At 51.3% G+C, this 21,406-nt stretch carries 19 protein-coding genes and 1 tRNA gene; 12 read left to right on the forward strand and 8 right to left on the reverse strand.

Annotation, left to right across the window (positions count from 1 at the left end):
* The first annotated feature begins 17 nt into the window (after positions 1-17).
* Positions 18-770, forward strand: coding sequence for a Nif3-like dinuclear metal center hexameric protein (locus ACPAOP_RS13060; RefSeq protein WP_423682333.1), 753 nt, complete (start codon positions 18-20; stop codon positions 768-770).
* Positions 771-830: 60 nt separating this feature from the next.
* Here the strand turns inward: ACPAOP_RS13060 and mscL are convergent, their stop codons facing one another.
* Positions 831-1,250 (reverse strand): large conductance mechanosensitive channel protein MscL, encoded by a 420-nt coding sequence (mscL, locus tag ACPAOP_RS13065; RefSeq protein ID WP_423679620.1) that lies wholly within the window; start codon positions 1,248-1,250, stop codon positions 831-833.
* 321 nt (positions 1,251-1,571) lie between these two features.
* Between mscL and petA the strand changes: the two genes are divergently transcribed.
* The 7 genes from petA (at position 1,572) to ACPAOP_RS13100 (ending at position 8,306) form a co-directional block, all read left to right on the forward strand.
* Positions 1,572-2,186: a ubiquinol-cytochrome c reductase iron-sulfur subunit gene (petA, locus tag ACPAOP_RS13070; RefSeq protein ID WP_423679621.1), complete on the forward strand. Its 615-nt coding sequence runs from the start codon at positions 1,572-1,574 to the stop codon at positions 2,184-2,186.
* Entirely contained in the window at positions 2,186-3,598 is a 1,413-nt protein-coding gene (locus ACPAOP_RS13075) for a cytochrome b (protein WP_423710021.1), read from the forward strand. Before petA ends, ACPAOP_RS13075 begins: the two co-directional genes overlap by 1 nt.
* Positions 3,599-3,623: 25 nt before the next feature.
* The gene (locus ACPAOP_RS13080; protein WP_423679622.1) at positions 3,624-4,388 is read left to right on the forward strand and encodes a cytochrome c1; all 765 of its coding nucleotides are present in this window, start codon (positions 3,624-3,626) and stop codon (positions 4,386-4,388) included.
* A gap of 157 nt (positions 4,389-4,545) precedes the next feature.
* On the forward strand, positions 4,546-5,157 hold the full coding sequence (locus ACPAOP_RS13085) for a glutathione S-transferase N-terminal domain-containing protein (protein ID WP_423679623.1): 612 nt from the start codon (positions 4,546-4,548) through the stop codon (positions 5,155-5,157).
* Between the two features lie 124 nt (positions 5,158-5,281).
* Entirely contained in the window at positions 5,282-5,791 is a 510-nt protein-coding gene (locus tag ACPAOP_RS13090; protein WP_423679624.1) for a ClpXP protease specificity-enhancing factor, read from the forward strand.
* A 58-nt stretch (positions 5,792-5,849) separates the two neighbouring features.
* Positions 5,850-5,925 (forward strand) — tRNA-Thr (locus tag ACPAOP_RS13095).
* A gap of 194 nt (positions 5,926-6,119) precedes the next feature.
* Positions 6,120-8,306, forward strand: coding sequence for a S9 family peptidase (locus ACPAOP_RS13100; protein WP_423708314.1), 2,187 nt, complete (start codon positions 6,120-6,122; stop codon positions 8,304-8,306).
* Between the two features lie 403 nt (positions 8,307-8,709).
* On the opposite strand, the gene ACPAOP_RS13105 is transcribed toward ACPAOP_RS13100, so the two are convergent.
* From ACPAOP_RS13105 to ACPAOP_RS13135, 7 genes are all read right to left on the reverse strand, one after another.
* Positions 8,710-10,788 carry an esterase-like activity of phytase family protein gene (locus tag ACPAOP_RS13105; protein WP_423708315.1) on the reverse strand — a complete coding sequence of 693 codons (2,079 nt, stop codon included), beginning with the start codon at positions 10,786-10,788 and terminating at the stop codon, positions 8,710-8,712.
* 300 nt (positions 10,789-11,088) lie between these two features.
* Positions 11,089-11,688, reverse strand: coding sequence for a UbiX family flavin prenyltransferase (locus tag ACPAOP_RS13110; protein WP_423708316.1), 600 nt, complete (start codon positions 11,686-11,688; stop codon positions 11,089-11,091).
* Between the two features lie 8 nt (positions 11,689-11,696).
* Positions 11,697-12,008, reverse strand: a complete 312-nt coding sequence (grxD, locus tag ACPAOP_RS13115) for a Grx4 family monothiol glutaredoxin (protein WP_423679628.1) — start codon at positions 12,006-12,008, stop codon at positions 11,697-11,699.
* Between the two features lie 274 nt (positions 12,009-12,282).
* A complete protein-coding gene (locus tag ACPAOP_RS13120) occupies positions 12,283-12,786 on the reverse strand; it encodes a nuclear transport factor 2 family protein (protein WP_423708317.1) in 504 nt (167 codons plus the stop codon).
* Positions 12,783-13,211 (reverse strand): hypothetical protein, encoded by a 429-nt coding sequence (locus ACPAOP_RS13125; protein WP_423679630.1) that lies wholly within the window; start codon positions 13,209-13,211, stop codon positions 12,783-12,785. The genes ACPAOP_RS13120 and ACPAOP_RS13125 overlap by 4 nt, the downstream gene beginning before the upstream one ends.
* Positions 13,212-13,547: 336 nt before the next feature.
* Complete coding sequence (locus tag ACPAOP_RS13130) at positions 13,548-14,399, reverse strand: hypothetical protein (protein WP_423708318.1); 852 nt, start codon at positions 14,397-14,399, stop codon at positions 13,548-13,550.
* A gap of 356 nt (positions 14,400-14,755) precedes the next feature.
* The gene (locus ACPAOP_RS13135) at positions 14,756-17,107 is read right to left on the reverse strand and encodes a Tex family protein (protein ID WP_423708319.1); all 2,352 of its coding nucleotides are present in this window, start codon (positions 17,105-17,107) and stop codon (positions 14,756-14,758) included.
* A 277-nt stretch (positions 17,108-17,384) separates the two neighbouring features.
* On the opposite strand from ACPAOP_RS13135, the gene ACPAOP_RS13140 reads away from it, so the two are divergent.
* The 4 genes from ACPAOP_RS13140 (at position 17,385) to lpoB (ending at position 21,390) form a co-directional block, all read left to right on the forward strand.
* A complete protein-coding gene (locus ACPAOP_RS13140; protein ID WP_423708320.1) occupies positions 17,385-18,491 on the forward strand; it encodes a dienelactone hydrolase family protein in 1,107 nt (368 codons plus the stop codon).
* A 260-nt stretch (positions 18,492-18,751) separates the two neighbouring features.
* On the forward strand, positions 18,752-20,251 hold the full coding sequence (locus ACPAOP_RS13145; RefSeq protein ID WP_423679634.1) for a COG3014 family protein: 1,500 nt from the start codon (positions 18,752-18,754) through the stop codon (positions 20,249-20,251).
* Positions 20,252-20,335: 84 nt separating this feature from the next.
* Entirely contained in the window at positions 20,336-20,731 is a 396-nt protein-coding gene (locus ACPAOP_RS13150) for a YcfL family protein (protein ID WP_423708321.1), read from the forward strand.
* Between the two features lie 44 nt (positions 20,732-20,775).
* Complete coding sequence (gene lpoB, locus ACPAOP_RS13155; RefSeq protein ID WP_423679636.1) at positions 20,776-21,390, forward strand: penicillin-binding protein activator LpoB; 615 nt, start codon at positions 20,776-20,778, stop codon at positions 21,388-21,390.
* Positions 21,391-21,406 lie beyond the last annotated feature (16 nt).

Consider the following 21,406-nt stretch of genomic DNA (forward strand, 5'->3'; position numbering starts at 1 on the left):
TGATGAAAGTAAATTCAATAAATAGGGATGAACTTGCCCAATTTCTAGACACAGAATTGCAGCTCGCTCGCGTTCGTGATTATTGCCCAAATGGCGTGCAGGTGGAAGGACGAAATGAAATTAAGCGCATAGTGACCGGAGTGACCGCCAGCCTGGCGCTGTTGAATGAGGCTGTGCGTCTTCAGGCTGATGCAGTGCTGGTACATCACGGCTATTTCTGGCGTGGTGAGGATATGCGTGTGGTGGGGCAAAAGCAAAAACGTTTAAAGCTCTTGTTACAAAATGATATAACTTTGTTTGCCTATCACTTGCCACTGGACATGCATCCGCTGATCGGGAATAACGCGCGTCTGGCGCAGGAACTTGGTCTGCGCGCAGAGGGGAGGTTTGGCGATGATGAGCTTGGCTGGACTGGTTGGTCTGATGTCTCAGGGGTTAAAACGGTGGGGCAATTTGCCCGGTATATCGAGGCTCGCCTCGGACGGCAGCCTCTGCTGATCGGCGAGCCGGAGGCGGTTCTGGGAAAAATTGGGTGGTGCACCGGTGCCGCGCAAGGGATGTTTGATGCTGCGATTGCAGCAGGGGTCAGTGTTTACCTGAGTGGCGAGATATCAGAACCGACTGTGCATCTGGCGCGGGAGTCAGGCGTTGCCTACCTGGCATGTGGTCATCACGCGACTGAGCGGTACGGGATTCAGGCCTTGGGCGGCTTGCTCGCGGAAAAATTCGGAATCGAACACGTGTTCGTGGACATTGATAACCCGGTCTGAAGCAACCCTGTGTCGCCGGGATTGCCGGCGTTGAGCGGCAATCCTCTCGCAGTTTTGAGATTATTTTTTCAGTGAGTCGCGGATTTCTCGCAGCAGCAATACGTCTTCCGGTGTCACAACCGGCGCTGGAGCGGGTGCAGGTTCTGCTTTTTTCATTTTGTTAAACAGACGTACCATTTGAAAGATGATGAAAGCCAGAATCAGGAAATTGACGGCAACTGTAATGAAACTGCCGTAGGCAAGAACGCCACCGGCTTTTTTTGCCTCTATCAGGGTCATGGCGGTTCCCTGGCCATTCAGGGGCAGATAATAGTTGGAAAAATCGAGGCCACCGAAGATGCGTCCGACGATAGGCATAACGACATCGCCTACGAGTGAATCGACGATTTTGCCGAAAGCACCACCGATAATCACACCTACTGCCAGATCAATTACATTTCCTTTGCTGGCGAAAGCTTTGAATTCCTGCATCATGCTCATTGTTCTTCTCCATAAATATATCGACGAATATATTGGCAAACGCTGCCAAGATCGTTAAATTGTATTGTAAGGTCGAAAGCTGTCCAAATAATCAGGATACTTTGTCAATTATCTTTTCATACATTTTCTGCTTTAGTCAGAAAATACAGGAAAAGATCTGAAGTAAATCAAAAAGTGTGTAAGTTGTTGAAAAAAAGGCCTGAAATGGGCGTTTCGGGTATCTTTTGCTTTAAAAGCATATCCGGCTACTTTATAATTTAATGTTGCTAGAAGTTGGATTGGGCTTCATCGGGTTTTGATTTTTGACAGATTGGGGTTGGTATGAGTAACGAAAAGCAGGTCGATTCTGGCCGTCGCGGTTTGCTCGTCGCCACTTGCGCGGCGGGTGGTGTGGCAGGTTTGGCAACAGCAGGAGCGCTGGTGAGCACTTTCCAGCCATCTGAGCGAGCCAAAGCAGCTGGTGCTCCGGTGGAAGTTGATATATCAGCTTTGAAACCGGGAGAAATGACGACAGTCGAGTGGCGTGGTAAGCCAGTCTGGATTCTGAAACGTACTCCGGAAATGCTGGCGAGCCTGGCAAAAACGGAAGACAAGGTCGCGGATCCTACTTCCAAAAAACCTTACACTATGGATATGCCTGAGTACTGCGACAAGCAAACCCGCTCACGTAAAGAACATCCTGAACTGTTGGTGACTGTTGGTATCTGCTCGCATCTCGGTTGTTCTCCAAGTTCTAAATTCCAGGCGGGTGCACAACCTTCGCTGCCTGATGACTGGCAGGGTGGTTTTCTGTGCCCATGTCATGGTTCCACTTTCGATCTGGCTGGTCGTGTATATAAAAATAAACCAGCACCTCAAAATCTGGATGTGCCACGTCACATGTTTTTGTCAGATACCAAAATTGTCATCGGTAAAGATGAGAAAGGCGAGGCTTAATCATGGCATTTGTTGAGAAAAAACTCCCGGCGGACGCTCCTGTCGTGGATAAAGCTCTGAACTGGGTCGATTCCCGCTTCCCTTTATCGAAGCTTTGGAATGATCAGTGGGGCAAATACTACGCTCCGAAAAACTTCAATTTCTGGTACATCTTCGGTTCGCTGGCGATGCTCGTGCTGGTGATCCAGATTGTCACCGGTATTTTCCTGGTCATGCACTACAAACCAGATGCGAATCTGGCATTTGCATCCGTCGAATACATCATGCGTGATGTGCCATGGGGCTGGCTGGTGCGTTACATGCACTCGACCGGTGCCTCGGCTTTCTTCATTATCGTGTACCTGCACATGACCCGTGCTTTCCTGTACGGATCTTATCGCAAGCCACGTGAACTGATCTGGCTGTTCGGTTTTGCCATTTTCCTGTGTCTGATGGCGGAAGCTTTCTTTGGCTACCTGCTGCCATGGGGACAAATGTCCTACTGGGGAGCGCAGGTTATTGTTAACTTGTTCGGTGCGATTCCTTTGATCGGCCCTGACCTGTCTCTCTGGATTCGTGGCGACTATGTGGTTTCAGATGCGACATTAAATCGTTTCTTCTCTTTCCACGTCATCGCGATTCCTCTGGTGTTGCTGGGTCTGGTGGCAGCGCATCTGATTGCTTTGCATGAAGTAGGTTCCAACAATCCTGACGGTATTGAGATTAAAGAAAACCTGGGACCTGATGGTCATCCTGTTGATGGTGTGCCATCGCATCCGTATTACACTTTCCACGATATTTTCGGAGTGACAGTGTTCCTGACGATCTTCAGCGCAGTGGTATTCTTTGCTCCTGAAATGGGTGGTTATTTCCTCGAATATAACAACTTCATTCCGGCTGACTCTTTGAAAACGCCGTTGCATATTGCGCCAACCTGGTATTTCACACCGTTTTACTCGATTCTGCGTGCAACAACATCAGAGTTCCTGTATGTCGTTCAGGTGGGTGTGGCTGCTTATGTGGCATTGATCTGGCTGACAACGAAGTTGCCGCAGATCGTCAAAATGACGATTGCCGGCGTTGCTTTGCTGGCGATTATCGGCATGCTGCCATTTGGCCTGGATGCGAAATTCTGGGGCGTGGTGTTGTTTGGTGGCTCCGTTGTGATTCTGGGTTTCCTGCCATGGCTGGATGTGTCCCCAGTGAAATCGATACGCTACCGTCCTCACTGGCATAAATATGTCTACATCGTGTTTGGTATTGCGTTTGTTGTTCTCGGTTATCTCGGGGTGCAGCCACCATCTCCAACCGGCGAGCGTGTGTCTCAGGTCTGTGCTGTGATCTATTTCAGCTTCTTCCTGCTGATGCCTTGGTGGAGTGCTATGGGAACATTTAAGCCAGTGCCGAAGCGCGTTACATTTTCAGCACACTGAGCGAACTAAGCGAGGAAGAATTAGCATGAAATTACTTAAAAAGATAATCGCTGCCCTGGCATTTGTTCCAGTACTGGCGATGGCTAGTGGTGCAACCTTCCCTCTGGATCGTGCTCCTGACCGTTCCACAGATATGGCGGCGTTACAGAATGGCGCGAAGCTGTTCGTGAATTATTGCCTGAACTGCCACTCTGCTTCGGCTATGCGTTATAACCGCCTTAGAGATATCGGTTTGACAGATGATCAGATCAAACAAAACTTGCTGTTTACAGGCGAGAAAGTGGGCGATTTGATGAAAAACACGATGTCAGCCAAGGATGCAAAAACCTGGTTTGGTGCGGTGCCACCGGATTTGTCAGTAATCGCCCGTGCCCGTGCTTCGGAAGCTGGTTCTGGTGCTGACTGGCTGTACACCTATCTGCGTACTTACTACAAAGATGACTCCCGTCCTACTGGCTGGAACAACATGGTGTTCCCTAATGTCGGTATGCCTCATGTGTTGTGGGAAATGCAAGGTGTCCGTGATGCTAAATTTGTGGAAGAAAAAGATCCGCATGACGCATCTAAAACGGTACATAAATTTGTCGGCTTTGAAAAAGTGACCGATGGTTCACTGGATCAGGCAGCCTATGACAATCAGGTCGGTGATTTGGTCGCCTACTTGCAATGGATGGGTGAACCGGCGCAAAATACGCGCAAACGTCTTGGTGTTGTTGTGCTGATTTTTATGGCATTGCTGGCAACACTTGCATGGCGTTTGAATGCTTCTTACTGGAAAGAAGTAAAATAAAGCATTGTTTCCTGTTTTACGTCTGCGATTTATCTTATCGTAGGGCAGGAATTTCTAAGATCGTCCGTTTCTATCCGTCGTAAACGGACGAGTAATCCCTGGGGTGAGGCGCGCAAAATTGGCTCCTCGCCCTGATTGTTTCTAAGGAACTATAAAAATGATGGTTCTCTATTCGGGTACAACCTGCCCATTTTCTCAACGTTGCCGTTTAGTGCTGTTTGAAAAAGGCATGGATTTTGAAATTCGTGATGTTGATCTGTTTAATAAACCGGAAGATATTTCGACCATGAATCCTTATGGTCAGGTGCCGATTCTGGTTGAGCGTGAATTGATACTGTATGAATCCAATATCATTAACGAATATATTGATGAGCGTTTCCCGCACCCGCAACTGATGCCTGCAGATCCGCTGCAACGCGCACGTGCACGTCTGATGCTGTTTAACTTTGAAAAAGAATTGTTCGTCCACGTACATACGCTGGAAAACGACAAGAGCAGCAGTTCTGCCAAAGCGCAGGACAAGGCACGTGCTGAAATCCGTGATCGTCTGACGCAGCTGGCACCATTATTTATTAAAAATAAATACATGCTCGGTGATGAATTCTCCATGCTTGACGTTGCGATCGCACCTTTGCTGTGGCGTCTGGATCACTACGGTATCGAGTTGTCGAAAACTGCCGCACCTATCATGAAATATGCTGAGCGTATTTTCTCTCGTCCGGCCTACATCGAAGCGCTGACACCTTCTGAGAAAGTGATGCGTCGCTAAACGCTGAGTGATACGTTTTTTGTATCAACGGTATCTCAACAAGGCTGACTGATTGCATCAGGTCAGCCTTGTTGTTTTTACCGGCTCCCTCTATCCTTAAACTTTGATCTGTTGAGTAAGTATCATGCAAGAAACATCGACGAAACCTTATTTCATGCGTGCCATTTACGAATGGTGTACTGATAATGGCTATACCCCGTATATGGCGGTGAAAGTACAAGGCGGTGCGCGGGTGCCTATGGAATTTGTCCGCAATGGCGAGATCGTACTGAATATCAGTTTCGGCGCGACCAGTGGCCTGAAAATGGATAACGAGGCCGTGACATTCAAAGCAAGGTTCGGTGGCGTGTCCCGTGACATATATGTTCCCGTGGCGAATGTGATGGCGATTTACGCCAGTGAAAATGGTCAGGGAATGGCATTCGAGCTGGATTTGACGGCAACGGAAGACGTGGCTGAGCCGGAGTCGCTTGCTGAAGAAAATGACATATCAGAAAAAGAAGCGCCGCCAAGAAAATTAGGTTTGGCCGCGGTCAGTTCTAGGCCGGATGGCGAAGAAAAAGCGGATTTATCCACTGAACAAAAAAAATCTGAAAAAAAATCAGAAAAGCCCTCGCTAAAAATAATAAAGTAGCCTATAATCTTGGTCTTCGGGGATGCAACGGAAACGAAGCAGATACGAAAAAGTTTTCGCCGGCTTAGCTCACTTGGTAGAGCAGTTGACTTGTAATCATCAGGTAGCCAGTTCGATTCCGGCAGCCGGCACCAATTAAAAACCCATCGTTAGCAATAACGGTGGGTTTTTTCTTTTCCGTCGCATGTTCTTATTCGCAGTGCTGCCCTGATAATTCCTGCTCTTTCAAATATCACAGTGAACTGTGCACAGGTCTGTATGGTCATACTGCGCAAGTGCGCTGACGAGCCCGTGTTGGCGGCACGGAAAAAATACACAGAGGAATTCCATGAAAAAAATAATCAAAAGCGGATTGTTTGCAATGCTGTTGGCCAGCGCAGCGATGGCGGTTGCCGATGACGGCAAGCTCAGTCTGGAGATGCTGTATCACCCGCTGAAGAAAGAAAAATTCGATACCCGCCCGCTGACGCGTTTGTCGTGGGATCAGCAAAATCGTCTGATTGAGTCTGAAGTGAAAGAGGGGGTTGTTAAGCTGTCGGTGGTGCAGCCGGCAACTTGGGAAAAGCAGGCGCTGACAGTCGATGGAAATATTCTGCGCTATCTTAAATCTGCGGGTATCGATGATAAATCGGCGCAGAGTCTGGCGGAAAAGCTGGGACAGCAGGTGCAGCCTGAAGTGAAGTCGTATTTGTTCAGCTACAAAAACGATTTGTGGCTGCTGGATCTGCAAAATGCACGCGCGCGCGAACTGACGCATACGCCGGATCAGGCCGAAGATGAAGCGATACTCTCGCCGGACGCGAAATCGGTCGCGTATCTGAAAGGGAATGACCTGTATCTGACCGACATCGCCAGCGCGACAGAGAAACGTCTGACCACCGGTGGCAGCGAGACGAATCTGAATGGCCGTCTCGACTGGGTCTATATGGAAGAAATTTACGGACGCGGCAAATTGCGGGCATTCTGGTGGGCGCCGGATTCGCAGAAACTTGCGTTTCTGAATTTCGATGAAAGCAAAGTGCCGGTTTACACGCTCAGCGGTGATCACGCGCAGCCTCTAAAAACGAATCTGACCCGTTATCCGAAAGCGGGCGACCCGAATCCCACGGTCAGATTAGGCATTGTTGATAAAGACGGCAAACTGAGCTGGACAGAAAATCCGTATCCCCAAAAAGAGACGCTGATCGTGCAAGTCGGCTGGACGCCGGACGGCAAGTTGCTGGCCGGTTGGCAGGATAGAGTGCAGACCTGGCTCGATCTGCGTTTGTATGATGCGAATATGCAGCAGAGTAAAGTGATCGTGCGCGAGACCAGCCCGGCATGGACTGAACGTCTGCCGTTTCCGGTGTTTCTGAAAGACGGCGGCTTTATCTGGGAATCGGATCGCAGCGGGCATCGTCATTTGTATCGCTACGATCAGCATTATCAGCTGCAAAAAGTGATCACCAGCGGTGACTGGGATGTGCGCAGCGTGTACGGCGTCGATGAAGCGCGTCAGCGCATCCTGTTTTCTGCGAATCAGCGCAACCCTATCGGTAACGATGTTTACAGCGTGGGTCTGAATGGTGAAGGTTTGCAGCGCCTGACGCAGGAAATGGGTACGCATAACGTGCACTGGAACAAAACCTTTACCCATTTTCTTGATAGCTGGAGCAGCCTGAAGCAAACGCCGAAACAGGCTTTGTTTAACGACGAAGGAAAACAACTCCGACTGATCGACGACGTTGGCATGCCAGAGAAAATGCGCGGCCTGCGTCTGGCCAAAGTCACTCAGCAGCAGATCCGCGCACGCGATGGGTTTTTACTGGAAAGCCTGTTGTACTTGCCGCCGGATTTTGATCCTGCAAAAAAATATCCGGTGTATCAGCACCTGTATGCGGGGCCGATGGCGCCGCAGGTGAATGACCGCTGGTCGAATGATTTGTACCATCACTTCCTCGCGCAACAAGGCTACGTTGTGTGGGTGCTGGATAACCGCAGTGCGAGTAATAAAGGCGTGGCAAGCGCCTGGCCTATCCATAAAAAACTGGGGCAGCTCGAATTGCAGGATCAGCTTGATGGCCTCGCGTGGTTGCGTCAGCAGGGCTGGGCGGACATGGACAGAATCGCGCTGAACGGCTGGAGTTACGGCGGCTATTTCACCTCGTATGCGATGACGCACAGCAAAGCCTGGAAGATAGGTTTCGTCGGCGCGCCGGTCACCGACTGGCGTCTGTATGACAGCGTGTATACCGAGCGTTACATGGGCTTGCCGCAAGAAAATGCGAGCGGTTACGATCAGGGCAGCGTGCTGAAAGCGGCGAAAGATTTGCATGGTGAAATCCTGATCATGCACGGCACGATGGACGACAACGTACATCCGCAAAATACCGTGATGCTGATCGATGAGCTGATTAAAGGCGGCAAAGATTACAGCCTGCAACTGTATCCGGGCGCAGGTCACGGCCCGCGCGGTGACTGGACGATCTGGTCTTTGCAAAAAGCGAAATGGGAATTTTTGCAAAGGAAACTGTAAGCCGGAATGACGATGCAAAAAAGGACGCTGCGGCGTCCTGTTTTTTCTTTGGAAATTAAGAAACAGGGGAGTATATGAAGAAAACTGCCCATTCTCTACATAAAATAAGGGGTTTAAAAAATACTGGGGGGAGTATATTTAAACTGTTTTAGCCGCGTTTTGACCCCGTTTCGGCCCGGTTTTATCTTTGCGTTCGCTCTGTTTGCGCTTTCCGGACATTTCAGATTCAACCGTACACTGCTGATCTCTTGCTGATCTCAGCCAATGCCATGATCAGACTTCAACGAAATAAAAAAGCCGCCACGCTAAGGTGACGGCTCGTCTCAGATCAGGTGCCGCGTGACGCTACTATCGCAATGATGTCGTAGTCAGATTGCTATAACGTCACAGCGACGTGACTGCATTACTGCGCGGGTACGGCAAAGTCGGCCAGTTTCTTGTTGAATTTAAACAGCCACAGACGATTCGGACGTTCGCTGTCCGCACCGCGAGCCACGCGTACCGAATTACCGGCAACGCAGCCGGTGGCACCGGCCGTGGTGGTCAGTGCGCCATTCGCATCCACCGTGCATTTCGTGATATCGGCGCCTTCCACTGTTTTACCGTTCGCATCAGTAATCAGGGTTTTCAGACCGAAGTCATCATCATTCACCAATGCCAGCGTGTATTCATCCACCAGTGCCAGACCTTCGGCTTTTTCTGCCAGCCAGCCAGCGCCGTTCAGATCAAACAACACGGTCTTTTTGAGCGTGACCACGTTCGCATAATTTACACCGTTGACCGCTGCACCTGTCATGCTGCTCTTTTCGAGGTCAGTGCCCATCGCTGCAATATCAGTCGCGTCCGTTGGAATCTGCACCAGCATCAGACGATTGAATACCTTGCCGTCCACGCCAGCACCCTGTTCAATCACGATGAATTTGCCGCCACCGAGCGCGACCAGATCGCCGAGTTTCGCGCCGCCGGTTTTGCCGGATGCATACATCGTGCTGTCGAGCGGATACGCATACAATTTTGTTTTTTCGGTCGTTGGATCGAACTCAACCCAGCGGTTGAATTTGGCGTAATCCTTGATGCTTTCGTTGGTCGCAGTGCTTGCGCCCGGCACTTTATAAGATGCTTTGCCATCGTCCAGCGGGCTCTGGATAAAGCCCTGCAATTTCCCTGTGCTTGCATCAAGCGACAGACCTTCCATGCCACGATTCGCGCGGCGTTTCAGCAGCACGGCGGGCAGGTCAGCAGCTCCGGTACCTGGCTGATATTTTTTCAGAATGATGCCGGTATTCATATCGATCTTGAGGATGAACGGACCATATTCATCCGACACCCAGAACACACCGCGCGCCGTATCGAGCACCACGGATTCGGTATCGAGACCATAATCGCTGAAGGTGGTTTTGCTGGTGGCATCGTATTTCATCGCGTCGTTCAGCGGCACCTCGCCGGAGGAGCCGACTTTGCCAGCGGCGATCGATAAGCCGGACGCATTGATGGTGCTGCTGAATTTAATCGGCATCGATGATTTTAATGTCGCGCCGTTTTTACCGACAGAGATCAGACCGATCGAGGGTGTGAAACTCGGTGATGGGAAAAATTTAGCGTCGCTCGTACCGCTGGCACCCGCGGTCACGATTGAATTCGGTACTTTCGGGCCGTCGCCGTTCGGGCCGCGATCGGTAATGCCATAGAACTCCAGAGATCCATCGGCCGCTTTGCCTTTAAACGTCAGGCCAGAACCATACGATGGCAAAAAGCCTTTTGGAAAATCGGCTTTCACGGCCGCGTTTGTGCCTTCATACGGAACATAAAATGTATCTGCCGCCTTGATCTGGTAGCGCGTCACATTCGCCACCACCGTGCCGAGTGCATTGGTTTGCGTGACCGCATCCACCACAGGCTTGTCCATTTTGGACGCGAGCGTATCTTCAAAATGTTCGCGTACCAATGCGCGACGATCCGCATCCACGCTGCGACCCTGATAACTGGCAGGTAGCTTGCTCAGCAGATTCGTCATCGCCGTATTGAAAGTCGCCGCATTCGCGTTGAAATCCAGAGCCTGACCTGCCAGCGCAGTTTTGACTGCAGAAGATAAACGTATGCCATTCGAAGGATCATTATCTTCATCCAGCAATTGCAAGGCCATCAGGCGATTGACGACTTTATCGTCGTTGCTGTTGCTCTGATTCGCCAGGCTCAGTGGCGTGATCACTGCCGCACATGGCGCAGAACCCAGGCTGATGCCACCGACAGAAAAACTCATATTGTCGCCAGTATTGCAGTTAAAGCCGCCGTCGGCCTGTGTTGTGCCTTTTGCTGTGCCACTGGTGTAATCGAGACCTTCCACCGCTGCATCCAGAAACACGCCAGATTGGGCTACTGGGGCGACGGGTGTGGTGCTTGCCGTGTCGGAGCCGCCGCAGGCAGCGACCAGAGCGCTTGCCGTCAGCGCGGCCAGCAGCGATACATTTGCTTTGTGAGTCATGTTGTTGATCCTGTACTTGTCGAGTGTGACTGCTTTACAGCAATCGCTTTGGTTTTACGATGCGCTTGCGACCGCGCCATTACCGGATGCCAGGTGAAGGCTTTGCTCGCAAGTAACAAAATGTATCAACTGGATATGACCCCGTGATTACAGCGAAGGCGGATAACAACAGCGAAGAAAAAAATCGCAGGGCAGGATTGCGCAAAAAAATAAAGACGCAGATGTGTGCGCCTTACTTCCGGTATTGCAACCAGAAAAGCAGAACAGAGTGAGACAGCGCGCCAGATCCGGCGCGATGATTTATGTGCGGTCTTTCAAGCCTTGCCAGCGTGGTGTCAGTTTGTGCGGCAGAGCGAACATATCGAGTACGCGGCCGACTGTGTGATCGACCATTTCCTGTATCGATTGCGGGCGGTGGTAAAAACCGGGGAGAGGCGGGAAGATGATGCCGCCCATTTCGGTCACGGCGGTCATATTGCGCAGATGGGCGAGGTTGAACGGCGTTTCCCGGACCATTAATATCAGGCGGCGGCGTTCTTTCAGCACGACATCGGCAGCGCGCGTGATCAGATTATCTGACATGCCATGCGCAACCGAGGCCAGCGTTTTCATCGAGCACGGTGCAATCACCATGCCGTCAGATTGAAACGAGCCGCTGGCGATGCTGGCGCCGACATCGCGCACATGATGCACGACATCTGCGAAGGCCTCGACATCCTTACGCTTCATATCGAGTTCCTGATGCAGATTCAAGACCCCGGCTTCAGAAATCAGCAGATGCGTTTCGACATCCGGGTTGGCCTGTAATACCTGCAGCAAGCGCACACCATACACAGAGCCGGTCGCGCCGGTGATGGCGATGATCAGACGTTGTTTCGGTGGTACGCTGGTGCTCGTCATGACGGTGCTCAGTCTTTCAACAAGGTTTGCAGTTCGCCGCTTTCGAACATCTCATTCATGATGTCAGAGCCGCCGATGAATTCGCCTTTGATGTACAACTGCGGTACGGTTGGCCAGTTAGAAAAATCTTTGATGCCCTGACGTACTTCCGGGTCTTCCAGCACATTCACAGTCACCAGATTCTGTACGCCGCAGGCTTTCAATACCTGCACCGCACGACCGGAAAATCCGCATTGCGGGAATTGGGCAGTCCCTTTCATGAACAACACGACAGGGTTTTGGGTAACGGTTTCTTTGATCCAGCTTTGAACGTCGCTCATGGCTTTTCCTTGGTTAATAATGTGCCGCCATTATAAAGGAAACTCCGGTAGTGCTCCCGCGCACCAACAGCGTGACTACAGGCGCTGTTTTGTACTCGGGGAATAAATATACTCCCCCAGAGTATATGTTTTACACCAAATGAATATAAGGAGGTCAGCATAGTTTTGTAAAAATATGGGGGGAGTATATGATTTTAACCAGGATTGACCTAACTCAAGGATTTCCAATCCGGCTCGCGCAATACCGACGGAGCGCGGCGCGTTTTATCAGGCGCTACGACCCCGCGCCGACAGAACCAAGGCCTGAGCTGTGCAGTAACAGCACCTTGCCGTTGCGACGAACCAGCGTATCCGTGCTGCGTGATCGGATATGCATGAGCGTTCCGGCAACGTCCAGCGAACTGCTGACATCCACCGTCGCAGTTTTGCCGTCCGGCGACAGCGATATGCTGTGTATCGTGTATTGAGAATCCAGTTGCAGCATGCCACCCATCTTCTCGCCCAGTTTTTCCCAGGTCGAATACAAGTCATGATAGGCGTCGCAGGCTTGCTGCTTGTTTTGGTTTACCGTTTGCCTGTTTCCAGCTGTGCTGACGCTGCCGGTGGATTGAAAATCCGGCGCCAGCAGCGCGCATATCGCGTCAGGCTGACGCTGCAGCGTCGCGATTTCAAGATCGCGGTAAAAGCCATTGACATGATCGTCCGACAGCTTGCGCCCGCCGATAAAATACCACCAGCCGCCAGCCACAATCAGCACAAGGAGTATTACTTTTTTCATTTATGTATGCCAGAACGGATTGCGCCTGCAGACTTGATGTACTCCAGACGTCGGAAGCGCAGTGCCGACCAGTCTGCATCTATGGCGACCTGGCGCACCGTATCGAAACCCTCGCTGCGCATGGCATCCCAGCCCGTGTCGCGGTTGAACTCGCATTTGTACCGCTTAGACGTGCCCTTCGGATACGCGAACCACAGCACTGCATCGCCTTCCGCCTTGCTTGCCAGAATCTTAGACAAGCTATCGACCTCGGCTTGCTTGGTGGCGAAAATCAACGCGAAGTAAATTGCCTTCGCTTTCTTCAGATCACGGATAACTGTAACGCCTTCGAGTGAGAGCAACTCAGGCTCGAAGGATGGCGGCGCATTGACAACAATAATCTCTTGTTGCTGCTTCAGGTTCAGCTTTTCAAAGATTGACGACATAAGTTCACTCCCGGCGCCGATGACGCCTCAACGTTGCGGTGCCGCGATTGCCGCCACCAGTCAATTCATAAAAGTGCAGATTATTGGCGATTCCCCGCCGTACGTAAAGCAAGCATAGGCTGTGTTTCACGCACCGCGTTAAGCGCAAAAACTGATGAACAAGCGGAATAATATCGCTGTGATTAGCTGCCGTCCCTTTTTGTCATTGGCATAAAAATTCCGTCGTGCACAAATAATGTATGGGCACGCATAAATGCGTTTACAGTGGGGGTTTGCAAAAAAAAGTGCGTGAACGCATCCTCTGTTTGCTGCGACACTCGCATGCATGGCATAACGCTATCGAGGCGAGACTCCTAGACGCCTAGCCTCGCGATCCATAGCATAGGCAGTCATGTATTCTGGATCGAAATTTAGACCCGGAGTTTTCCAATAGCGCGCACGCTCAATGTTTCGCACCTTTTGGTCCATTGAATAAGCGGTCATGTACTCTGGATTGAAGCTGTAGCCTTTTGACCGCCAAAACTCTGCGCGCTCAATGTCCTTGACTTTTTGATCCATGGAGTACGCAGTCATATATGCGGGATTAAATGAGTAACCCTGCTTTGCCCAGAATTGCGACCGCTCTTCGTCGCGCTGCTTTTGTTGTTCGATGTAGGTTGACTGGCGTGAGATAGGCTGCGAGTTAAGGGTGAAAGGTCTTGAATGTTGATTGTCCGGTAGTACGTTGTTTGATTGCGAAGGAGTTACATTGGGCTGCGAAGGAATAGCGAGGGTTGACCTGGGATACAAGGAGCTGCCGGATTTCAGTGTTGCGCGCTCTACGCTGGGAGCAACAGGTGGCAGCGAAGGGAGGTAAGCAGAGGATCTATATGAGGAACTGTCTGAACCAACGGGGCCGCTTGGCGGTGTTAAAACTCTTCCTTCTTCGCCGGTGTACGGATTGTAGTTGCCGTATGTGCTCCAATTGTTTTGAATGCTCCCGTCGGGTGCTGTTCGTTGGTGAGGTTGTACATAAGTTCCGTCTTTACGCACGTATCCCCGGACGGCAACTGTTCCACGGCTCATACCCTTTCCGCCAGCGATCGATAGATCGGTTAACAGCATTAGCAAAATAAAGATACTAAGAGATATTTGATAGTTCTTGATGAACGCATCCTTATCCCATATTTGAGCAGAGCGGACTGACAATGAAGCCTCACTTCTGAATTAATTTTTATTTAATTTGACAAAAATGTAGCTTAACTCGAAATGTTCAAAAAGACAATTTTCTTTAAATCCCTTGAAAGCCTCATACAGCCTTGTTGTCTTTGCTTATGTTGAGCATATAACACGTTTAAGCGAACGGGGGGGAAACATTACTTCGCTGGTATCGCTAAAACCGTATTGATTGGATTAGGTGCGAGAACGCTTGCGGTATAAGTCCGAGCAGCAACGATGCAGTAAGTCACAAGCGCAAACAACCAGCATTGCGCACAAAAAAACACCCCGGTAAAAACCGGGGCGCTTTGAACGTTGCTGCTGTATTTTTTGTGGCTTCTTTAATCTCAACCGCGTAATTTCGCAAACGCTGCTGCCATCGCGTTTCCTGCCGGGGCGGCTTCTTGTTTGCGTTGTTGCTGGTGCTGGCCTAGGCGTTTGGCGTCGTTGCGGTCGCCGCGTTGTTCCGGTTTGCTGCCGGGTTGTGGTGCGCTGTCGGTGAGGCGCATGGTGAGGGCGATACGCTGGCGTTTGACATCGACTTCCATGACTTTGACTTTGACCACCTGACCGGCTTTGACGACGGTGTGCGGGTCTTTGACAAAGGTGTTCGACAGTGCGGAAATATGCACCAGACCGTCCTGATGCACACCGATATCGACAAACGCGCCAAACGCGGCCACGTTGGTGACGACGCCTTCTAAAATCATATCGGGCTGCAAATCTTTGATGTCTTCCACGCCGTCTTTAAAGGTGGCTGTGGTGAATTCAGGGCGCGGATCGCGGCCCGGTTTTTCCAGCTCTTTGATGATGTCGGTGATGGTCGGTACACCGAATTTGTCATCGGCGTATTTGGCGGGGTTCAGCGATTTCAATAAGCCGCTGTCGCCGATCACGCCTTTCACATCTTTCTTGATATCGGCCAGAATTTTTTCGACCAGTGGATACGATTCAGGGTGCACTGCGGATGCATCGAGCGGATTGCTGCCATTCATCACACGCAAAAATCCGGCGGCTTGTTCAAATGTTTTGTCACCGAGGCGCGGTACTGCGCGCAGATCGGCGCGTGAACTGAACATGCCTTTGGCATCGCGGAAATTGACGATGCTTTGCGCGACGCTGGCCGACAAGCCGGACACCCGCGCCAGCAAAGGCGCAGACGCGGTATTGACATCAACACCGACCGCATTCACGCAGTCTTCGACCACCGCATCGAGCGAGCGTGCGAGCTGGGTCTGGCTGACATCATGCTGATACTGGCCAACGCCGATGGATTTCGGATCGATCTTCACCAGCTCCGCCAGCGGGTCTTGCAAACGACGTGCAATCGAGACCGCGCCACGGATGGACACATCCAGATCCGGCAATTCTTTAGAGGCGAATTCTGAGGCGGAATATACCGACGCACCGGCTTCGGAGACCACGATTTTCGTCAGCTTGAGTTCTGGTTTGAGTTTGATTAAATCCTGCGCCAGTTTGTCGGTTTCGCGTGAGGCGGTGCCGTTACCAATCGAGATTAATGACACCTGATATTTTTCAGCGAGTGTCGCTAGCGTATGCAGCGAACCATCCCAATCGTTACGCGGCTGATGTGGGTAAATCGTGGCGTGTTCCATGACTTTGCCGGTCGCATCGACAATCGCAACTTTGACGCCGGTACGCAAGCCAGGATCGAGACCCATCGTGGCGCGCGGGCCGGCTGGTGCGGCCAGCAATAAATCTTTGAGGTTGCGCGCAAACACGTTGATGGCTTCGATTTCTGCATTTTCACGCAGCTTGCCCATGAGCTCGGTTTCCAGATGCATGAAGACTTTGACGCGCCATGCCCAGCGTACAGTATCGGCCAGCCATTTATCGGCCGGACGACCCTTCTGACTGACGCCAAAATGGGCGGCAATGCGGCTTTCACACGGGTTCAGCGGCGCATCCCATTTTGGTTTTTCTTCTTCGCTGTCGAGCCGTAAAGTGACCGTCAGCATTTCTTCGCGGCGGCCACGGAACAAGGCCAGCGCGCGGTGCGATGGAATCGTGCCCAGGGTTTCTGAGTAATCGAAATAATCGGCAAATTTTTCACCGGCATCTTCTTTGCCTGCGACGACTTTGGATTCGACGATGCCGTGGTCGTTCAGATATTCGCGCAGCGCCTGCAACAGGCTCGCATCTTCGGCAAAGCGTTCCATCAGAATCTGGCGTGCGCCATCGAGCGCGGCTTTGGTGTCAGGTACGCCGGGGTTGTCGCCGTTGTCTGTGCTGAAGGCGGGTTTCAGATATTTTTCTGCTTCGGTTTCCGGCGTCAGCGTCGGGTCGGCCAGCAAGGCATCGGCCAGCGGCAACAAACCTGCTTCGACGGCGATCTGCGCTTTGGTGCGGCGTTTCGGTTTGTACGGCAGATATAAATCTTCGAGACGGGTTTTGTCTTCGGCGTGGGTAATCGCATCAAGCAATGACGGTGTCATCTTGCCTTGTTCATCAATCGAGGCGATGATCGCGGCGCGGCGGTCTTCGAGTTCGCGCAGATAACGCAGACGTTCTTCGAGCAGACGCAATTGCGTATCATCGAGGCCGCCGGTAACTTCTTTACGGTAACGGGCGATAAACGGTACGGTCGCGCCTTCATCCAGCAAGGCAACAGCAGCGGCCACCTGTACCGGTTTGGCGGCGAGTTCTACGGCGAGTCTTTGTTCAATCGAAGGCAGCATAAATCCAGAATCCAGACATTAAAAAAGCAATGAAGGCGCAGATGATACGCAATTTGCAGCGTTGCGCCAGTCTTGACAGTCGTTCTGACTGCGGTTAATAGTCGGCCGGGGAGCGCGGTGTGATGACGGCGATCTGTAGAAAATACAGGCCGGCAGCGGCGCAAAAATGCCGCTCAGGAAGTAAAAAAGGGGAGAAGAGGGGAGTATATGGCGATTTACGCTTATTCTCTCAATGAAATAAAGGGTGTTTACATATACTGGGGGGAGTATTTTCAGGATGAAATTTGAGTATTGCAGCCTTCGCAGCCGTGGCTATCTCCGCAGGCAGAGCAGACACGCCGCTGCGCGGCTGGCCGCGGCGGCGGTGTTGCTGGCGTTTCTGATGTGCTTCGCGCTGGCGGCACCGGCAATTGCTACTGCTGCTGCCACTGCTGAAACTGCGGGACCTGCATCAGCCTATGCTGCGACTCCGGCAGTAAAGGCGAACATGAAATTACAGCCCGCCACGTTCACTTTTGCCGATGGTGGCAACGCCCTGTTTTATCAATGGGATAAACAGCCGTGGCAAAGCGATACTGCTGCAATGGTTTCCCCGGTGAATCTGCTGTTCGTCGTGGCCGGTGCCGGTTGCGGCAGCATGGGGCGATATTTGCCGCAGTATTTCACCGGATGGGAAGGCGAATCCGGGCTGACCCGTATCCATGTTTTGCTGAAGCGTCATATCCGTGCCGAGGACAGCGGCGACGTCTGCAGCGAGGCATTTATCCGCGCCGATCATCTGAGCCAATGGCGTGCCGATCAACAGGCATTCATAAAAGCCCAGTTGCGCCAATTCAAACAACAAGGCATGCAACCACGCCGCGTGATTTTGCTGGGCATTTCCGAGGGCGCTGAACTGGTGCCTTTGCTGGCGCGCGATCTGCCGCAAATCACGCATCTGGCCTTGTTGGCGAATGCAGGAAACAGCGCGATTCCGACTTACCGCGCACTCGCTGGCATCTATCCGCATATGCAGCAGGGCTGGGACGTTTTATCCCGCGCACTGGCAAGTTCCCCGGCCGACCCTGAGCAGGTGCGCATACACGGGCGCAGCTGGCGTTACTGGTCGGAAATCGCGGGTATCGATCAGACACGCAATCTGCTCGCCGCGCGCTTGCCGGTTTTTGCCGGTATCGGAGAGGCGGATACTTTAATCCCGCCGGGCGAGGCCAGCGCCTTGAGAAAAGCGTTCAGCGACGCGGGTCGCAGCGATTTGCAATTGCGCATGTATCCCGCTGCAGATCATGGTTTGCGCAGTCCGGATAAAAATTATCTGCCGGATTTTATGTGGCAACTGGATCAGTGGCTGCTGGATGAACGGAATCATGAGGCCAGGTTCTGGTGATGGAGTTTAATTAAAAGCAAAGTTTATTTACTGCAAAAATAATAATTTTGAAAAAGTGTTGTTTTGTATGTTTTGCTAACAAATTTAAGCATTACAAAAACAAATGTGCTCTTTATAATTTCTTGCTTTCGCCTTGTTGATGCACTTTTATTGTGCAACATGTATCGTACTTTATCTGCTTGTACGGTATTGTTTGCAAAAAAGGGTGCGTGGCTCTGGCAGTGCTTACCCCTTTTTTCAAACCACAATAAATAAGCTCAATGCGCCTCTCATCATTCTCGCTTACTCCTTTGGTTGCTGCTCTGGTTCTCACTGGTTGCGTCACAACGCAGACCCACGACAGCAAAGTCTCTAACTCACTTGCAGTTGTCAAAACCGGGCAGATCGAGGATGCGATTCGCCAGGTGGAAGAACAGACGCAAGGCAAAAATCAGAATGATTTATTGCTGAACCTCGAAAAAGGCGAACTGATGCGTATCGGTAAACGCTACCAGGACAGCTTGAATGCACTGACGATTGCCGACACCAAGGTCAAAGAGTGGGAAGAAAACGCTAAAACCAATCCACAAAAACTGATGAGCCAGATCGGCGCCACCATCATGGGTGACGCCAGCCGTGATTACGAAGGGCAGGATTACGAAAAAGTGATGCTGACCGTACGTATGGCGATGGATCGCATCAATCTGGGCGATCTGGATACTGCCCGAGTCGATATCAAACGTACTCACGAACGTGAAGCCGTGATTGCTGAATTCCGTTCTAAAGAAACGCTGGAAGCCGAAAAAGAAGCGAAAGAAAAAGGCGTCGCCACCACGAACAAGGAAATCAACGGCTATCCGGTTGAAACGCTGAATGATCCCGAAGTGCTGAAACTGAAAAATGGTTATCAGAATGCGCTGAGTCATTATCTGGCGGGTTTTGTATACGAAGCCCTGAATGAACCGGGTCTGGCCGCACCGGGCTATCGCAAGGCGATCGAATTGCGTCCTGATTTGCCGGTGCTGGAAGATGGTCTGAAAGGGCTGGATCAGCGTACCAGTTTCCGCCGTAAAAAAGGCGTGACGGATGTTCTGTTTATCATCGAAACCGGCAATGCGCCGGCACGTCAGTCGCAGAAATTTGCGTTGCCATTGCCAACGTCGCGTGGTCTGGTGACCGTGTCGCTGACTTTCCCTGTGATTCAGCCGGATAAAGAAGCGGCAGTAATCCGTTCGGTGAATATTGCCAATCAATCTTTGCCTACTGCATTGATCACTGACTTCAACGTCATGGCACGCCGTGCCTTGAAAGATGAAATGCCGGGCATCTACACCCGCGCTGCGATCCGTGCGATTACCAAAGGCGTGGTGCAGGATCAGGTCAATAAAAATTTCGGCGCACTTGCCGGTCTGGCCGCCAATATTGCAGTGGTCGCCACCGAAGGCCCGGCAGATGACCGCATGTGGCGCAGTTTGCCAGAGCGCGTCTTTATTGCGCGGGCGTTTTTAGCGCCGGGCGAATATGAAGTGAATTTTTCCGGCCGTCCTGGCGAAAGCACCAAGCTGAATATTGATGGCCGTTACATGGTGGTGCCGGTACGTTTGTATCCGAACAAAACCTATGTCGGCGATCTGGCGAAATTCGGTAGCGTGACGCCAGCGGCGCAAATCGCGGCGGAAACGCCTGCCGTGAAAACTGCACCAGCCAAACCTGCTAATAAAAAGCCGCAGAAACCTGTGAAACCAGTGGCAACCAACGGCGCAGCTGCAGGTTCAAACTGAGTAAAAGTGGCGGGGACGAAAAAATCCCGCTGGTCTTATTGAGGTACAAAGTTGATGTACGAAGTTACTAAGGAAAAATCATCCATGATGTCTAAAAAAATTGCTGTTTGCACGGCTGTCGTCGCCGCCTGTTTTGCTGCACCTGTGATGGCGGAAGATGTACCGAATGCGGTGTCGCCTGGCATTGCGGCGAAATTAATGGTGCGTGGCACTCTCGAAGGTGTGCAGGTGACCGATCTGCGCAGCCAGCGTCGTAATGATGTACTGGTGGTGCAGGCGGAAATGTATAACACCACAGCGAAAGATGTACGTGTCTATTACCGTTTCCGCTGGACAGATGCGGCCGGTATGCAGGTCGGCGATGGCGAGGTCTGGAAACCATTAATGATACTGGGCAAGCAAAGCCAGCTTGTCAAAGGCACAGCTTATGGCCCGCAAGCGGCAGATTTCAAAATCGAAATGAGCGCTGAGCCTCGTTAATCACAGATTTGTTTTAAAAAATTGTACAGAACTACGGAGTTATTATGAAACGCATTTCCTCTTTATCCTCTACTTTGTGCCTGATGATTCTGGCGGTGACGTCGTTGTCCGCCTGCCAGACAAAATTATCGCAGCCAACCGTCAGCCTCGCGCGTCAGGTCAGCTATGGCGATAACAAAGCAGTGGAAACGGTGACCAATGAATTCGGTTCAACTGATCTGCAAATGATCGCAGAAAAAATGGTCGGTTCTCTGCTCGAAGACCCGGCACTGGCAAATCGTCCGACACTGACACTGGCTGGCGTGCGGAATAAAACCAGCGAATACATCGACACTAAATCGATCATGAACAGTATTCAGACTGCGCTGGTGAAAAGTAAAAAAGTGAAGTTCACCCGTAGCGCTGATGAAATGCAGCAGGGCGTGGACGAACTGCAACGTCAGAATCAAAGTGGCCTGTACAAATCCCAGGGCAAAGCAAAAGTGGGCAACATGACGGCAGCGAAATATTCACTCGAAGGTGAAATCGTTTCTATCGTCAAACAAAACGCCACAACCAAAGATGTGTTCTACAAGATGACCCTGAAACTGTATGACATCGAAGATGGTTCCATCGAATGGCAGGATGAAAAAGAAATCCGTAAAACATCGAAAAAATAATCAGCCCTGATCAATC

Origin of the sequence: Undibacterium sp. WLX3042, assembly GCF_049544825.1 — a bacterium.
Classification (GTDB): Bacteria; Pseudomonadota; Gammaproteobacteria; order Burkholderiales; family Burkholderiaceae_D; genus Undibacterium.

Excerpts from the sequence above, each read along its gene's own strand:
- mscL (WP_423679620.1), bottom strand. The coding sequence starts at position 1,250 with ATGAGCATGATGCAGGAATTCAAAGCTTTCGCCAGCAAAGGAAATGTA.
- petA (WP_423679621.1), top strand. The coding sequence starts at position 1,572 with ATGAGTAACGAAAAGCAGGTCGATTCTGGCCGTCGCGGTTTGCTCGTC.
- ACPAOP_RS13080 (WP_423679622.1), top strand. The coding sequence starts at position 3,624 with ATGAAATTACTTAAAAAGATAATCGCTGCCCTGGCATTTGTTCCAGTA.
- ACPAOP_RS13085 (WP_423679623.1), top strand. The coding sequence starts at position 4,546 with ATGATGGTTCTCTATTCGGGTACAACCTGCCCATTTTCTCAACGTTGC.
- ACPAOP_RS13090 (WP_423679624.1), top strand. The coding sequence starts at position 5,282 with ATGCAAGAAACATCGACGAAACCTTATTTCATGCGTGCCATTTACGAA.
- ACPAOP_RS13100 (WP_423708314.1), top strand. The coding sequence starts at position 6,120 with ATGAAAAAAATAATCAAAAGCGGATTGTTTGCAATGCTGTTGGCCAGC.
- ACPAOP_RS13105 (WP_423708315.1), bottom strand. The coding sequence starts at position 10,788 with ATGACTCACAAAGCAAATGTATCGCTGCTGGCCGCGCTGACGGCAAGC.
- ACPAOP_RS13110 (WP_423708316.1), bottom strand. The coding sequence starts at position 11,688 with ATGACGAGCACCAGCGTACCACCGAAACAACGTCTGATCATCGCCATC.
- grxD (WP_423679628.1), bottom strand. The coding sequence starts at position 12,008 with ATGAGCGACGTTCAAAGCTGGATCAAAGAAACCGTTACCCAAAACCCT.
- ACPAOP_RS13120 (WP_423708317.1), bottom strand. The coding sequence starts at position 12,786 with ATGAAAAAAGTAATACTCCTTGTGCTGATTGTGGCTGGCGGCTGGTGG.
- ACPAOP_RS13125 (WP_423679630.1), bottom strand. The coding sequence starts at position 13,211 with ATGTCGTCAATCTTTGAAAAGCTGAACCTGAAGCAGCAACAAGAGATT.
- ACPAOP_RS13135 (WP_423708319.1), bottom strand. The coding sequence starts at position 17,107 with ATGCTGCCTTCGATTGAACAAAGACTCGCCGTAGAACTCGCCGCCAAA.
- ACPAOP_RS13140 (WP_423708320.1), top strand. The coding sequence starts at position 17,385 with ATGAAATTTGAGTATTGCAGCCTTCGCAGCCGTGGCTATCTCCGCAGG.
- ACPAOP_RS13145 (WP_423679634.1), top strand. The coding sequence starts at position 18,752 with ATGCGCCTCTCATCATTCTCGCTTACTCCTTTGGTTGCTGCTCTGGTT.
- ACPAOP_RS13150 (WP_423708321.1), top strand. The coding sequence starts at position 20,336 with ATGATGTCTAAAAAAATTGCTGTTTGCACGGCTGTCGTCGCCGCCTGT.
- lpoB (WP_423679636.1), top strand. The coding sequence starts at position 20,776 with ATGAAACGCATTTCCTCTTTATCCTCTACTTTGTGCCTGATGATTCTG.